General features: G+C 66.1%; 13 protein-coding genes. 7 read left to right on the top strand and 6 right to left on the bottom strand.

Annotated features, from left to right (window positions below):
* Positions 1-22: 22 nt before the first annotated feature.
* From ACTIIH_RS04505 to ACTIIH_RS04495, 3 genes are read right to left on the bottom strand one after another with little or no spacing between them, the layout of a single operon-like run.
* Positions 23-745 carry a LutC/YkgG family protein gene (locus ACTIIH_RS04505; protein WP_441450750.1) on the bottom strand — a complete coding sequence of 241 codons (723 nt, stop codon included), beginning with the start codon at positions 743-745 and terminating at the stop codon, positions 23-25.
* A complete protein-coding gene (locus ACTIIH_RS04500) occupies positions 742-2,262 on the bottom strand; it encodes a lactate utilization protein B (RefSeq protein WP_441450748.1) in 1,521 nt (506 codons plus the stop codon). The genes ACTIIH_RS04505 and ACTIIH_RS04500 overlap by 4 nt, the downstream gene beginning before the upstream one ends.
* Positions 2,259-3,254 carry a (Fe-S)-binding protein gene (locus tag ACTIIH_RS04495; RefSeq protein ID WP_441450746.1) on the bottom strand — a complete coding sequence of 332 codons (996 nt, stop codon included), beginning with the start codon at positions 3,252-3,254 and terminating at the stop codon, positions 2,259-2,261. The genes ACTIIH_RS04500 and ACTIIH_RS04495 overlap by 4 nt, the downstream gene beginning before the upstream one ends.
* A gap of 308 nt (positions 3,255-3,562) precedes the next feature.
* On the opposite strand from ACTIIH_RS04495, the gene ACTIIH_RS04490 reads away from it, so the two are divergent.
* Positions 3,563-4,483: an SCO6745 family protein gene (locus ACTIIH_RS04490; protein WP_441450744.1), complete on the top strand. Its 921-nt coding sequence runs from the start codon at positions 3,563-3,565 to the stop codon at positions 4,481-4,483.
* 5 nt (positions 4,484-4,488) lie between these two features.
* On the opposite strand, the gene orn is transcribed toward ACTIIH_RS04490, so the two are convergent.
* On the bottom strand, positions 4,489-5,088 hold the full coding sequence (orn, locus tag ACTIIH_RS04485; protein ID WP_441091210.1) for an oligoribonuclease: 600 nt from the start codon (positions 5,086-5,088) through the stop codon (positions 4,489-4,491).
* 203 nt (positions 5,089-5,291) lie between these two features.
* Between orn and ACTIIH_RS04480 the strand changes: the two genes are divergently transcribed.
* From ACTIIH_RS04480 to ACTIIH_RS04470, 3 genes are all read left to right on the top strand, one after another.
* The gene (locus tag ACTIIH_RS04480) at positions 5,292-6,911 is read left to right on the top strand and encodes a hypothetical protein (protein ID WP_441091185.1); all 1,620 of its coding nucleotides are present in this window, start codon (positions 5,292-5,294) and stop codon (positions 6,909-6,911) included.
* A gap of 157 nt (positions 6,912-7,068) precedes the next feature.
* On the top strand, positions 7,069-8,037 hold the full coding sequence (locus ACTIIH_RS04475) for a tetratricopeptide repeat protein (RefSeq protein ID WP_441091211.1): 969 nt from the start codon (positions 7,069-7,071) through the stop codon (positions 8,035-8,037).
* Positions 8,038-8,204: 167 nt separating this feature from the next.
* On the top strand, positions 8,205-9,908 hold the full coding sequence (locus tag ACTIIH_RS04470; RefSeq protein WP_441091186.1) for a hypothetical protein: 1,704 nt from the start codon (positions 8,205-8,207) through the stop codon (positions 9,906-9,908).
* A gap of 119 nt (positions 9,909-10,027) precedes the next feature.
* Here the strand turns inward: ACTIIH_RS04470 and ACTIIH_RS04465 are convergent, their stop codons facing one another.
* Together ACTIIH_RS04465 and ACTIIH_RS04460 are read right to left on the bottom strand one after the other, a co-directional pair.
* Positions 10,028-10,420: a hypothetical protein gene (locus ACTIIH_RS04465; RefSeq protein WP_441450826.1), complete on the bottom strand. Its 393-nt coding sequence runs from the start codon at positions 10,418-10,420 to the stop codon at positions 10,028-10,030.
* 146 nt (positions 10,421-10,566) lie between these two features.
* On the bottom strand, positions 10,567-10,917 hold the full coding sequence (locus ACTIIH_RS04460; protein ID WP_441450742.1) for a hypothetical protein: 351 nt from the start codon (positions 10,915-10,917) through the stop codon (positions 10,567-10,569).
* Between the two features lie 114 nt (positions 10,918-11,031).
* Between ACTIIH_RS04460 and ACTIIH_RS04455 the strand changes: the two genes are divergently transcribed.
* From ACTIIH_RS04455 to ACTIIH_RS04445, 3 genes are all read left to right on the top strand, one after another.
* Positions 11,032-12,243, top strand: a complete 1,212-nt coding sequence (locus ACTIIH_RS04455) for a cysteine desulfurase family protein (protein WP_441450740.1) — start codon at positions 11,032-11,034, stop codon at positions 12,241-12,243.
* Positions 12,240-13,454 carry a tRNA 2-thiouridine(34) synthase MnmA gene (gene mnmA / locus ACTIIH_RS04450; RefSeq protein ID WP_441450738.1) on the top strand — a complete coding sequence of 405 codons (1,215 nt, stop codon included), beginning with the start codon at positions 12,240-12,242 and terminating at the stop codon, positions 13,452-13,454. Before ACTIIH_RS04455 ends, mnmA begins: the two co-directional genes overlap by 4 nt.
* Positions 13,455-13,520: 66 nt before the next feature.
* A partial coding sequence (locus ACTIIH_RS04445) for an alpha/beta hydrolase family protein (protein ID WP_441450736.1) occupies positions 13,521-15,522 on the top strand: 2,002 nt, incomplete at its 3' end.

The following is a 15,522-nucleotide window of genomic DNA, read 5'->3' as shown; positions in this document are numbered from 1 at the left end:
GAGTCGAACGTCCCCGCTGCGCTCACTCGTTGAGGATGATGACGTCGAGGGTGCGCGGTCCGTGCACTCCTTCGACCCGGCTGAGCTCGATGTCGCTCGTGGCCGAGGGCCCGGAGATGAACGTCAGCGGTGCGTGCGCGTCGAGCCGAGCGATTCCCTCAGGGACGATGTCGACGATGTCGTCCGTCCGGACGATGCACACATGATGGTCGGGCACGAGCGTGATCGCCCTCCGGCCGCACTCGTCCGATCCGTCGAGGACGATGGTGCCCGTCTGCGCGATCGCCACCGCCGAGGCGGTCACCACCGCCCCCTGAGCGTCGAGGTCGTCGACGCTGAGCTCGTCACCGGGAGCATCGACCCGCACATCACCGGAGTACCCCTCCAGCCAGGACGAGTCGAGACCGCGGGGGACGACGACCGAGGAGTGGTCGCCGATGAGTTCGGCGATCGTCGAGCTCGGGTCGCCGTCGGCGCGGTGGACGTTGGCTTTGTAGTCGACGAGGCGGTCGATGAGCAGCTCGACGAGGTTCTCACCCGTGTGCGTGCCCTCATGGTGGTATCCGGCGTCGGCGGCCGTGGCGGCAGGCTCCGCCGAGGCGACCCCGCCGGATACGGCATCTGCAGTGCCGCCGATGCCCGGTACCGCCGTCGGCGTAGACGACGACACGTATTCCCCGCCGCCGCGGCGACCGAGGGCCTCATTGATGCGGGCGAGGATCTCCTCGCGGGCGGTATCGCTCATCGCTGTCCCTCCTCGCCGTCGTTCGTTTCCTCTTCGGCCCACAGCTGTCGGAAGCTCTTCTCGGGCAGGGCCGGGATGTCGCGGCTCGAGGTCCAGGCACCGGCGATTCCGGGCAGGGCGTTGATCTGCTCGCCGCCGGTGACCTTGTGCGCGAGAGGCAGTCCCTTCTCCGCCGCGGCCATCCGCTTCCCGTCGCCCATCATCCACGACGCGCCGGTGAGGGCGGCGTCGAGCTGGGAGGACACAGGGGAGTGGTTGGCTTTGACATCTTCGCCCCGCAGATGGACGAGGATGTCCGGGATATTGATCTTCACGGGGCACACGTCGTAGCAGGCGCCGCACAGGCTCGACGCGTACGGCAGTGAACCGTTGCCCTGCTCTTCGACTCCTGTGAGCAGCGGGGAGAGGATCGCTCCGATCGGTCCCGGATAGGTCGAGCCGTAGGCGTGGCCGCCGGTGCGTTCGTAGACTGGGCAGACGTTCATGCATGCCGAGCAGCGGATGCAGTTGAGCGCCGTACGTCCGTGCTCATCGGCCAGCGCCCGAGTGCGTCCGTTGTCGAGGAGAACGAGATGGACGTTCTGTGGACCGTCTCCCTCGGACTTCCCCGTCCAGAACGAGGTGTACGGGTTCATCCGCTCACCCGTCGACGAGCGTGGCAGCAGCTGCAGGAACACCTCGAGATCGGCGAACCTCGGCAGCAGCTTCTCGATGCCCATGACGGTGATGAGCGTCTCCGGCAGGGTCAGGCACATGCGCCCGTTGCCCTCGGACTCGACCACTCCGAGGGTGCCGGTCTCCGCGATGCCGAAGTTCGCTCCGGAGATCGCGACCTTCGTGGTGAGGAATTTGTGGCGCAGATGTCGGCGGGCCGCCTCGGCGAGGACGGCCGGTTCGTTCGTCAGTTCCCCGGCGTCGGGCATCTTGTCCATGAAGATCTCACGGATCTCATCCCGGTTGCGGTGGATGGCGGGAACGAGGATGTGGCTGGGTTTGTCCTCGCCGAGCTGGACGATGAGTTCGGCCAGATCCGTCTCGAACGCATCGATGCCCTCATGCTCGAGGTGCTCGTTGAGACCGATCTCCTGGGTGGCCATCGACTTGACTTTGATGACCTCGCGGCGGCCGGTCTCGAGCACCGGCGCATTGTCCTCGACGAGTTTGGTGACGATGGCATTGGCCTCATCGGCGTCACGGGCCCAGTGGATGATGCCGCCGGCGGCGGTGAATGCCTCTTCGAACTGCGCGAGGTACTCGGGCAGGTTCTCCATCACTTGGTTCTTCGTAGCCTCACCGGCGTCGCGCAGGGCTTCCCAGTCGTCGAGCTCGGAGACGACCTCGGCGCGCTTCGACCGGATCGTCGAGGTGGCGTGGCCGATGTTGTTGCGCAGCTGCTGGTTGCTCAGATGCTGGTGTGAGACCTCGGGAAAGGCCTCGACTTCGATGATGTTGCCCTGCCCACCGGGCAGATCGCTGCGTCGCTTCGACGGCAGCAGCGGCATTCCCAGAAAGGTCATCGCAGGCTCCCTCCGCTCACTTCTGCTCCTTCGCTCGGCACCCGCAGCGGGTCCTCCCTCGTCGACGCGAGGATCCGGGCCAGATGGACCGCGGCTTGACCGACGCGGAACCTGGACTGGGTGCGGCTCGGCTCGGCCGGAGAGGTGCCCCGATGGCCCGGGGTGAGATGGTCGTCATCGTCGGCACCGACGACCGTCGTCAGCGTCCCGGTCGTGTGCCCATGCTCATCGGTCGAGCTCGTCTCTTTCACATGCACGGCGGTGACGTCCGGGGCGCCGTCGAACCTGCCGGTGCGTTCGAACCGCGACATTCCGCCGCCGATGTGCAGCAGACAGGAGACATCGCCGCCGGTGCAGACTTCGGCTTCGGTCGCCTGGATCGTGCGCACCTTGTCGGCGAGCATCGCCGAGGACACCTCCGGGTTCTTCACGGAGAAGGTGCCGCCGAACCCGCAGCAGGAATCGGCCAGAGGCAGTTCGACGAAGTCGATGGCCTCGACGGACCGGACGAGGTTGGACTGCCGATCGCCGAGGCGCAGCAGCCGCATTCCGTGGCACGACGGGTGATACGTCACCCGGTGCGGGAAATAGGAACCGAGATCGGTAGCGGCATCCGTGACGCCTTGGACGTCGGTGAGGAACTGAGTGAGCTCGTAGGTGCGGCCGGCCACCTCGGCGGCCTCGGACGCCAGGGCATCATTGCCCACCCGGGTGGCGACCATCGGCTGCTGGTGGCCGAGCGAGGCCACGCAGGAGGCGGACGGGGCGACGGCGACATCCCATTCGGTGCTCGTGAAGGCGCGGACGTGATTGGCGATGACCGGTTCGGCCTGCGCGAACTTACCGGAGTTGATGTGCATCTGCCCGCAGCACGACTGGCCTTCGGGGAAGATCACCTCGTGGCCGAGTCGGCGCAGAATACTCACGGTTGCCTGCGCAACCTCGGGATACATTGCATCGACGATGCAGGTGGCGAACAGTGCGATCCTCATCTGACCTCCAAGCCGGACGCTGTGCTGATGCGGTTGGCGGGATCGACTTCCGACCGGGACGATGCCGTGGTCGCAAACGGTCCGTGTCACTCCATGCTCAGACCGTAGCACCGGGTCCTGACGCGGCAAATGTGCGCGACCGGACGGGCGCGCCGGTGCGAGGATCGACGCGGGAGTCCGGCCGCCTCGGGGGAGGGGCAAACGATTTAGGTCCTATAAGACTGTGCTATTCTCCTGCGCCGGTCGGTGTGGGCAGCGACGCACGCGCAGACCTTACGTGGGAAGGGGACCGCCCCTAGGATGACGATATGGATTCCCAGCGTACACAGAACATCAGAACGGTCTCGGCCCGCATCAACTCCTTCCACTCGTCGATCTACTTCTCACAGGCGGTCGGCGCCGAGTACGCCAAGTACGGACTCGAACCCGGTGTCGAAGGCAATATGGCTGCCCGTTCGGCTCCGCTGGGACGGGTGAATCCCGGAGTCGTGTCCGCCGCGTACTACAACTACTCCCCGAATTTCGTCGCCGGAATGCTGCCGCGCCTGTGGGAGACGGTGAGCCCGGAGCAGATGGTCCAGGCCCGCTTCGACGCCGTGAGCGCGTACCTGGGTGAACTCTTCGGCGACCGTGACGACATCGCCTTGCTCACCGAGGCGGCCGACCAGATGACCCAGACTCTGGCCCCCGTGCTCGCCGCCATGGACTTCTCCGGCCGCACCCTGGCCGCCGCCACCGCCGATGTCATCGGCAGCCACCAGGGGCACACCGCGTTCGAGAAGTTGTGGGACGTGGCGACCATAGCTCGCGAATTCCGCGGCGACGGCCATGTCGCCTCACTCGTCACGGCCGGTGTGCCCGGAATCGACGCCCTCATGCTCGACGTCGCCACCGGCGCCGGATTCCGCCCGCGGGCGGCGCAGAAGACCCGAGGCTACACGGATGAGGAATGGCAGACCGCGCAGACGAGGCTCGCCGAGGCGGGGCTGATCACCGTGGACAAGGACGACCGCGGGCATGACCTGCCCACCATCACCGAAGCAGGGCGTGACCTGAAGGAACAGGTCGAGGCCCTCACCGACGGCACTGTTGCAGCCGCGTGGTCGGCCCTCGACGATCGGACGATCGAATCGCTGCTCTCGCCGAGCCGGGATCTGCTGCGCGTCATCGCGAAGTCAGGTGCCTTCCCGTCGAACATCTTCGCCCGCCCCGAGAAGAAGGCCGGCTGAGATGCTCAGCCCTCGTCGGACGCGTTCGCCTCGGTGAGGGTCGAAAAGCTCTCGGCCACCTCGGCGGCGATCGATTTCGCTTCATCGGAGCTCGGTCCCTCGGCGGAGAACACGGCCTTCCGGTAGTACTGGAGCTCGATGATCGAGTCGATGATGTCCCCGAGTGCGCGGTGATTGCCGTGCTTGGCCGGCGCCTGGAAATAGGCGCGCGGGAACCACTGCTTGGACAGCTCCTTGATCGAGGAGACGTCGATGATCCGGTAGTGCAGGTAGTCGACGAGTTCGGGCATCTGCTTGGTCAGGAAAACCTTGTCGGTGCCCACGGAATTGCCGCCGAGCAGGGCCTTGCCCGCCTCGGGGACATGCTTCTTCACGTATTCGAGGACCTTCGCCTGCGCCTCGGCGGCGGTGGTGCCCGCGTCGAGTTCGGTGATCAGGCCCGAGGTGGTGTGCATATTCGTGACGAACTCGTTCATGTTCGCCCGTGCATCCGCCGAGGGCCTGATGACGATGTCGATTCCCTCGTCGAGGGGGTTGAGCTCGAAGTCGGTGACGATCGCGGCCACCTCGATGAGTTCGTCCCGCACCTCGTCGAGGCCGGTCATTTCGCAGTCGATCCACACAATTCTGTCGTTGCTCACCCGCCCAGCTTAGGCCAGGGGCAGGTGATCGGGACATTCCGGGGTGGGCGTGTGAACGTCGACACACACTGAGCGTGCGCACAAAGGCGATGTCCGGCATGTGACTTAAACTTGAAGAGTCCCCGAACTGGGGTGCCATTTTTGCTCGGCTGAGGGAAGGTACGCACGTGCGTTACACATTCGCTGTGATTCTCATGGTGGTGGGTGTCGTCGTCGGTGGCCTCGGCATCCTGCAGAAGACCCTGTGGGCGCCGGAGGATACGATCACTGCCACCGCGCAGATCGACGCCGACAAACCGGCGGTCATCGTCGACCCCGGAATGCTCAACCTCTACGAAACCCCGACCACACTGACGGCCAAGGGCAGCGGCGACCTCACGATCGCCCAGGCACCGATCGAGAACGTCGAAGCCTGGGCAGGACAGTCCGCCTATGACCGCGTCACCGGACTCGCCGAAGGCGGCAAGCTCACGACCAAGGCGACCGACGGTGAAGGCACGGTGCCCAACCCGGCCGGGTCCGATCTGTGGCAGTCGGAAGTCACCGGCACCGATTCGGTGGAACTGGAATGGAATGACGACGCCAACCGGACCGGCTTCCTCATCGCCGGCGACGGCGAAGCCGGAGAGGTCGAATCCGTGACGCTGACCTGGCCCAACCACGCAGATACCCCCTGGGCGCTGCCGCTGATGATCATCGGCGGTGTCGCCTTCATCAGCGGCGTCGTCCTCCTCGTCCTCGGCGCGAACAATTCGAAGAAGGAAGCGAACCGACGCAAGGCACGGCAGGAACGTCGCCGCAAACTCGCCGAGTACGGCACCGCCTTCGCCGTCGTCCCCGTGCTCGCGCTCAGCGCCTGCGGGCCCGAAGAGCTGCCGAAGCCCGAACCCTCCGAGGCGCCGAGTTCAGCGGCCGCGGGAGTCACGGACGACCAGGCTAAGCGGATCCTCGACTCTGTCGCCACCGCCATCACGGCCGCGGACAAGAAGACCGATAAGAAGGCGCTGGCCGAACGTGCCGCCGGCCCCGCTCTCAAACAGCGTGAAGACCTGTACAAGGTCAAGGAGAAGGTCGAAGACCAGAAGATGGCACCGGCCGTGGCCAGCGACCAGATCGTCGCCAACTACACGTCGGCCACCGACGCCTGGCCGCGCGTGACCAGCCTGATCACCTCTGCCGGAGGGAGCTCGCAGCTGCTCGTGCTGACCCAGGAGGACCCGCGCAGCGACTACAAACTGTGGTCGCAGACCCAGCTGACGGCCGGCACGAAGCTGCCCGAACTGCCCGACTCACGTCAGGGCGCGACGATGCTCGAGCCCGGATCCAAGGACTTCGTCACGACTCCGGAGAAGGCCGTCGCCGACTACGCGAAGGCACTCGGCAGCGGAGCGGACTCGAAGGAAGCGAAGAAGTTCGACTCCGATGACTTCTCGAAGTCCATCTGGAAGAACCAGAAGGAGCAGAAAGCCAGCGCCGAAGAAGGCAAGGCCGAGGTGAAGTACAAGTACACCCCGGGCAAGGAACTCGTCGCTCAGGGCACCGCCGGCGACGCCGCCATCGTCACCGGAGTCATCGACGCCGAATCGACGATCAGCCCCGAATCGAAAGAGGGACGCACCGGCACCCTGACCCTGTCATCGCCGCAGAAGGAGCTCGTCGGCTCCGCGTCGACCAAACAGCCCGTGACGACGAAGACCACCCAGGTGCTCACCTTCCTCGTGCCCAAAGACGGCAAGGTCAGACTCATCGGCGGACTCGAGACTCTCGCCGGAGCCGAAGCAGGCTGAGGCGGAAGGGTCGGCACCGTGGTGTTCCTTCCCTGACGGCTGAGGAAATAGCCGTGGGCGCACCGGTGTTGATACGTTCTGTTGGATAAGTATGGACCAGGTGCGTCACGGTTTGCACCGAGCCCACCGACCGCGTCACAAAGGAGACCACGTGTCAATGGATCCCTCGCAGGAGAACGCACAGCCCGATCAGGGACTCGACCTGTCGGCGGTGCGCAGCAAGAACATGCCCGCCGAGCAGGCCGGGCAGGCCGGTCACGCCGCCGGTGCGGGAGCCGGTGCTGCCGGTGACCAGGTCGGTGGGGACCCGGATGCGGTCGCCGTTCCGGGACTGGTCTTCGACGTCGACGAATCGACGTTCACCAGCCTGGTGGCGATGTCCGACCGCGTGCCCGTCGTCATCGACCTGTGGGCCGAATGGTGCGAACCCTGCAAACAGCTCTCGCCCGTCCTCGAACGCGTCGTCACCTCCTATGGGGGACGCCTCGTGCTGGCGAAGGTCGACGTCGATGCGAACCCGCGTCTGCAGCAGGCCTTCGGTGTTCAGTCCATCCCCACGGTCGTCGCCCTCATCAAGGGTCAGCCCGTGCCGCTGTTCCAGAGTGCTCTGCCCGAACCGCAGGTCCAGGCATACTTCGACGAACTGCTCAAGCTCGCCGGTGAGAACGGTGTGACCGGGCACGCCGCCACCGGGGAAGCCGAACCCGAACCGGCCGGCCCCGCCCATCCGGAAGCCGAAGAGGCACTCGCCAAGGGCGACTTCGACACCGCAGAGAAACTGTTCAAAGCCGCGCTGGCGAACTCTCCGGCCGACGAAGAGGCGAAGTTCGGTCTCGCCCGTGCGGGCCTGGGTCGCCGCCTCATCGACCAGGAACCGGCCGACCTCATCGCTGCCGCCGATGCGGACCCCAAGAACGTCGGGGCCGCGAAGGCCGCGGCCGACGCCGAAGTGGTCAGCGGCAATGCCGGCAGCGCCTTCAACCGACTCATCTCTCTCATCCGCACCACCGCGGGTGATGAGAAGGAGTCCCTGCGCCTGCGGGTCCTCGATCTCTTCGAGGTCCTCGGCGCCGAGGATCCAGCCGTGACCAAGGCTCGGACCGCACTCATGAGGGCACTGTTCTGATCCAGCGAATCCGACTCATCACCGCCGTCCTCTTCGGCGCAGCGGCACTCACGCTCGCCGGACTGGTCATCTCTGCGCTCTCGGTCGTCGGCACCGACGAGATCACCGAGACGCCTGCCTTCACGGTCAGGGACGGAGCCTACGCCGTCGTCCTCGATGAGGCGATCGTGCCCTATTCGGGTTCGAGCGTGACCGTGACGGCGAAGAACTCGAAGGGCACGGAGCTGTTCGTCGGCACCGCCAGCGGGGTCGACGCCGACAGCTACCTCGACGGTGTGGCACAGGAGCAGATCAGTGATGTCTCCTTCCCGAACTCCGCCTCCCACCGGTTCACTCCCGGTGACGCGAAGCCGGAGGCCGATATCGCCGATCGCGACTGGTGGATCAGTACGGAGACGGGACAGACGGTCGCGAAGACCTTCGACCTCGATGCGCAGCCGCAGGTGCTCGTCATCGCTCCTGCGAACTCCGATGACAGTCTTGATGGAACGACGGTGAGTCTCCAGATGCGCGCCAAGGGCGTGTTCGCACTCAGCCTGCTCGGCATTGCCGGCACGATCATGCTCGCCGGATTCTCGGTGTTCCTCTTCATGCGCTGGTGGACCTCGCGCATCCGCCCGCCGAAGAAGGACGTCGGACTCCCGAGCGGCAGCGGACCCGAGGGAGGCAACGGACCCGAGGATGGCGGGCCCGAGGGAGGCGGCAGCGACTCCGACGGCGATGAAAACGGTCCCTCAGGCGGCTCCGGCCGCAGCGGCCGTGACGGTCGGGGACCGGCCGCTGACCGCGCGGTCAATGGCGAGCCGGGGCCGGCGACCCAGCCGATCTCGACAGTGCAGCCGGGCACGGCCGGCCAGGCGCCGCCGCGGCGACGGGATCTGCGGAACCGGCGGTCCTTCCGTGCAGTGACGGCCTCCGTCTTGGGCACCGGGCTCGTGCTCAGCGGCTGTGCGAATATGCCGATCGCCAAACCCAGCAGCCCGGACACCACCCCGTACGAGCGCACGGCGGTGCGCCCCGGTGAGGCCGGGAAGTTCATGACGAACTACACGGAATCGCTGGACAAGACGCTCGGTGACAAGGGCTCCGACCTCGACAAGATCCAGGCGGCACCGCTCATCGACCACACCCGTGCGCAGATCCAGATCGCGGATAAGGCGAAGCAGAAGCTGCGTGCGCCGAACTTCACCGAGGTCGTCGCCGGCAGCCCGAACTTCACCGAATATCCGATGTGGTTCTACGCCTTCGGGACCGCGGACAAGAGTTCCACGGACGGCGACAAGCAGCTGACCAAGGTGATGCTGGTGACGCGGGAATCGGCGTCGACCGATCCGCTCGTGCGTTCGGCGTCCTACATTCCCACCGAGCAGATGCCCGCCCTCATGGCCGATGACCGCGGCGCCGTGGAGAAGGGGTCGGAGGACTTCTCCGAGGATCTGACGACCGTGTCCGGTGACGTCTCATCGTTCCTCGTCGACGGCAAGGCGAAATCCGGGGGTCCCGAGGGACTCAAGGAGGGTGGATTCAAGGGGTTCCGTGACTACCTGGGTGACCTGCGGGACAAGGACTCCGGCTTCGATAAGGTCGACGTCGACTGCAAGCCCTATGATGACCTCAAGTTCGAGGACATGAGCTTGAGCACCGAGCACGGCGCGATCGGGATGGGCGAAGTGCGCTGCACGCTGACGATCAAGGCGCCGTCGGACTACGCTCTCGACCTCGGCGACACCGTCGAAGCCGTGAAGACGAACGAAAAAGAGGGCGACACCATCACGGTCGACACCGCGCACCCCTATGTGCTGATGCGAACCGGTGACGAACTCACCGCAGTCGCCACCGACTGGAACGTTCTGTCCTCCAAGGTGGAGTGAACCGCGCTCAGCCGCGGTGGGCGTGGTGCGTCAACACCAGCGGGTTCGAAATTCATGCGCACTGATCGAGATCACGGCATATGCACTTTGAACCCGCTCATGCGCGACTCAGCCGCGACTCATCTGCGACTGGCGCGGCGGCCGACGCGCAGCAGCCACCACAGGCCGATGAGCGGCAGGAGCAGCGGAATATAGCCGTACCCGCTGCCGAAGTTCGACCACACCGACGGCTTCGCGAAGTCCTCGGGGTGGGTGTGGCTGAGGATGCCGACGACGATGACGCCGAGGAACTCGATCGCACAGGCCGCGACGGCGATCCGGTGTGAAACCCGGTTGCCGATGACCAGGCAGACCGTGGCGAGGATGTAGATCACCGCAGCCATGGCGGACAGCGAATACGCGATCGGTGCGACGTCGAACTCGCGGATGAGCTGATAGCCCGCCCGGGCTGTGGCCGAGAGCGCGAAGACTCCGTACACCGCCGTCAGCGCCCGCCCCGGTCCGGTATGCATCGCCGAGTACGGCGACCGTCCCGTCTTTCCCCGCGCCGAGGCGGCCGTGGAGTCCGCATCGTCTGCTGATTGTGCACGGCCTGTTGGGCTGTTGCCTGCTGAGTTCGCATCGTCGGCGGAATCCCCGCCGAACCGATTGCGTCTGGTCACTGCCAAATCTGGTCCAATCTCTCGATCATCACGATCACCGTCAGTCCTGCCGCGGCCAGGACTCCCGGCCCCCAGCGGCTCAGTTCGGCAAACGCCCAGAACCCGGCCAGCGCCATCACCATGATCGCGGTGATGATGTAGCCGAAGTAGAGCAGCGGGTCGACATCATGCGTGGAGCCGAAGGTCGCTATCGAGATGATCAGCTGCACGATGAGCAGCAGCAGAAGCAGAGCGGCACCGCCGAGCAGGGCCTTGCCGGCCGGACGATTGCGGATGGTCTCGACGATCGACCACAGAGTCAGGATGCCGGTGGCGGCATAGAGGACGATAATGAAAACGGTGAACACCCGACTCAGTTTAGTCGGCCATGCCGGCGGGCAACTCGTCCGGAGGTGTCGCTCGGCGGGTGAGATGCCGCACGGATCCTGGCCGTAGCCCGGCTCACGGCCTAAAATGGCAGGGTGCCCATCTATCTCGATCACGCAGCCACCTCGCCGATGCCCGCCGAGGTGCTCGAGGTGTACACGAAGGAGCTGGCCCGTCGGGCCAACCCCTCGGCCCTGCACGCGGTCGGACAGGCGGCACGGATGCGCATCGAAGAAGCACGCGAAGGAATTGCCCGCGCGGTCGGTGCGGCCACCTCGTCGGAGGTGATCTTCACATCCGGAGGCACCGAGGCCGACAATTTCGCTCTCAAGGGCCTCTACCTCGCCCGCAACAACGGAACGTTCACGGAGCCTGCCCGCCCTCGGGTGCTGACGACGACGATCGAACATCCTGCGATTCTCGAGACCGTGGAGTGGCTGGAGAGCCTCGGAGCCGAAGCCGTGTACCTCGACGTCGACTCGTCGGGGCGTCTCGATATGGACGCGGCGACCGCTGAACTGCGCCGCGATCCCGAACGCACCGCGCTCATCAGCGTGATGGCCGCGAACAACGAGATCGGCACTCTGCAGCCGATCGCCGAGATCGGTGAGATCGCCGCCGAACTCGGCATTCCCTTCCACATCGACGCCGTGCAGGCACTCGGACAGATTCCGCTCGACTTCGCCGCACTCAAGGCGACGGCCATGACGATCACCGCGCACAAGATCGGCGGCCCCGTCGGCGTCGGCGCACTCCTGCTCGACCGCGCAGCGAGCCCGACGCCCATCCTCCACGGCGGGGGACAGGAGCGCAGCGTGCGCTCGGGCACCCTCGACGTCGCCGGTGCCGTTGCCTTCGCCGCCGCCGTCGACCTCGTCACTGTCGACCTTGAGTCCCGGTCGGCCCGACTGTCGTGGCTGCGCGACCGCCTCATCGCGGGAATCGAATCGAGCATCGATGGTTCCGTGCTCTCGGGCCCGCGCGGAGCGGACCGCCTGCCTGCCAACGCCCATTTCACGTTCCCGGGCTGCGAAGGGGACTCACTGCTGTTCGGTCTCGATGCCAGGGGATTGGCCACCTCGACGGGATCGGCCTGCTCTGCCGGTGTCTCCCGTCCCTCCCACGTGCTCTTGGCCTGTGGACTGGATGAGGACAGCGCCCGCACCACCCAACGCTTCACGCTCGGTCACGATACGACCGAAGCCGATGTCGACGCCCTGCTCGCGGCCCTGCCCGAGGTCGTCGACCAGGCACGCCGAGCCGGGATGGTTTCGGCAACACCCCGATGGATGCAAGGAGCATCATGAGAGTACTCGTCGCCATGTCCGGCGGAGTCGATTCCTCCGTCGCAGCCGCCCGTGCCGTCGACGCCGGACACGAAGTCGTCGGCGTTCACCTCGCCCTGTCCCGAATGCCCGGGACCCTGCGCACCGGATCGCGCGGCTGCTGCACGATCGAAGACTCCCGCGACGCCCACCGCGTGGCGGGAATGCTCGACATCCCCTTCTACGTCTGGGATTTCTCCGAGCGGTTCAAGGAAGACATCGTCGATGACTTCATCGCCGAATACGCCGCCGGACGCACCCCGAACCCGTGCATGCGCTGCAATGAGCGCATCAAGTTCGCCGCCCTCCTCGACCGGGCCCTGGCGCTCGGCTTCGACGCCATCGCCACCGGCCACTACGCCGAGGTGCTGCGTGACGACGAGGGCCGGCCCGAACTGCACCGCGGTGAGGATCTGGCCAAGGACCAGTCGTACGTCCTCGGTGTGCTCACCTCCGACCAGCTCGAGCACTGCTACTTCCCGATCGGGGCGACCGCGTCGAAGGCCGAAGTGCGCGCCGAGGCGGCCGAGCGCGGATTCTCGGTAGCGAACAAGCCCGACTCCTACGACATCTGCTTCATCCCCGACGGGGACACGAAGGCGTGGCTGGCCGACAAGATTCCGATGCGTCCGGGACTCATCAAGGACTCCGAAGGTGAGGTTCTCGGCGAGCACGACGGGGCGATGACGTACACGATCGGTCAGCGCAAGGGCCTGGGCATCGAGAAGCCCGCTCGTGATGGCAAGCCGCGCTTCGTCACCGGCCTCGATCCTGCGACGAACACCGTCACCGTCGGATCGCGTGCCGACCTCGCGGTCTCGCATCTGACCGGCATCCGCACCTCCTGGGCTGGAGCGGCCCCGTCGGACATGGGTTCGACTCCGGAGACCGGGATCGACTGCGAAGTGCAGATCCGCGCCCACGCCGATCCGGTGCCGGCCCGGGCCTGGCTCGGCGAGTTCGTCGCCGAAGCACCCGAGCATGAGGCGAATCCGGTCATCGACGAGGTCGAGGTGCCTGCCGCACGCCCGGCCGGGCAGCTCATGCACGTCGACGTCGATGAGGAGCTGTCCGGAGTTGCTCCAGGCCAGACCATGGTCATCTACCGCGGCACCCGTGTACTCGGTCAGGCCACCATCGACTCCACGGCCAAGGACCGCATCACCCCGGCACCCGAATTCGCAGGCGCCTGAGGCGCTTCACCTCACTTAAGCGACGGCTTCGGGGCCGATGTCGGCCACGGGCGATACTCTGGGGTCATGAAGGAAAGTCCCCAAGATGTCGTCACGGCACCTTATGGAACCTGGTCTTCACCTCTGGGCGCCGCCGAGGTGGCTGCCGGTGCCGCTCCGATCTTCGATGCCGCCTTCCGCGGAGACGAGATCTTCTACTCGACGAAGATTCCCGCCGAGAAGGCCCGCACCGGCCTCGTCCGTACATCACTGTCACGTCCGGGAGAGCGCGAGCAGGTCATTCCGACCGGGTTCAACATCCGCTCCGCCGTGCACGAATACGGGGGAGCCTCGTGGGCTCTCGACCAGAGCAGCGAGGTCATCTACTTCGTCAACGCCGCTGATCAGCGCGTCTGGCAGATCATTCCCGGGCGAGCTCCGCACGCGCTGACCCCGGACACTTCGGGGCGGATCCGCTACGGGGATCTGCACATGAGCCCGTGGGGGCTGCTATGTGTGCGCGAGGACTGTCGGTCCACCCGTCGTGAACGCGCCATCGTGCTGCTGACCAAGCACGGGACGACGAATGTGCTTTCGACACACTCACATTTCATGGCCTGGCCCAGGCTCTCACCCGACGGCAGCACCTTGGCGTTCATCGGCTGGGAGCACCCGAACATGCCGTGGGACGGAACCACCCTGTGGCTGGTCGATGTGCGCACCCCGGCCACACCTGCGGTCGCCGTGCTCAGCGGTGACGGGATCGAACGCCCGCGCAGGTTCGATCCGGGATTGCCGAGTCCGACCGACCCGGGAATCTCGCTGCTCCAGGCGGAGTTCACGTCAGATTCGTCTCTCCACGTCATCTCCGATCACGAAGGGCACTGGGCGCTGTACGGCCTCGACATCGACCCCGTCGCCGTGCGTCCCCTGGTCACCGACGACCGTCAGGCGCCGGCGCCCGAAAGAATCGGATTCGACCGGCTGCGATCGGTCATCGACACCGGCGAGGAGATCGGCGGTGCCCTCTGGCAGCTGGGCACGCGGTGGCACCTCAACGACGGAGATGAGGTGTGGGCGCATTCTCAGGCGGCCACCGCAACACTCGTGCGCCGCCGGCTGAGCCGATCCGACACAACGCTCACCCCTTCCGACACGACTTGGGAGACCATCGACACGACGGGGGAGACCTTCGGCACGATCGAACTCCTCTACCTCGGAAGCACCCACCTGCTGCTGATGGCGAAGTCGACCAGGCGCCCCGGAATCCTCTACGCCGTCGACCGGGTGACCGGACTGTTCACGGAGATCGCCAGCGAACGCCTCGACACCCATCAGGGCTACTATTCCCGCCCGAGCGTCGGCGAACTCGGGGGAGTGCCCGTTGTCATCCACCCGCCCCACAACCCTCGCTTCGCCGCCCCCGACGACGAACTCCCGCCCTTCGTGGTCTCGATCCACGGCGGACCGACGGGGCAGGCGACCCCGGAGATGACAGCCCGCACGAGCTTCTTCACCTCCCAGGGCATCGGCATCCTCGAAGTCAACTACGGCGGGTCGACCGGATTCGGCCGTGCCTGGCGTGACCGGCTGCGCGGCGGGTGGGGAGTCGTCGACGTCGAGGACACCGTCGCCGCTGTCAACGGACTCGTCGCAGCCGGACTCGCCGATCCGAATCGCATCGCCATCTCCGGAGCCTCCTCGGGCGGGTGGACGGTGCTGTCCGCCCTGGCCTCGACGAACGTGTTCGCCTGCGGCACCTCGTACTTCGGAGTCACCGACCTCATGCGCTTCGTCGTCGACACCCACGACTTCGAATCCCACTACATCGACGGCCTCGTCGGACCTTGGCCCGCAGCTCAGGACGAGTACATCACCCGGTCGCCGATTCGCCGGACCAGCGATATCACGGTGCCCGTGGCCGTCATGCAAGGCGACCGCGACCCAATCGTCCCACCCTCACAGGCGCAGGAATTCGTCGATACACTCGAACTGGCCGGAGTGGAGTACATTTACCGTCTGTACAAGGGCGAGTCCCACGGCTTCGTCCGCGCTGAAACCATCATCGATTCCCTGGAAAGCGAGTTCG

Source organism: Brevibacterium sp., assembly GCF_052105255.1.
Classification (GTDB): Bacteria; Actinomycetota; Actinomycetes; order Actinomycetales; family Brevibacteriaceae; genus Brevibacterium; species Brevibacterium linens_B.
Note: the sequence above shows the minus strand (reverse complement) of the source record. Positions and strands in the feature narration are given on the sequence as shown.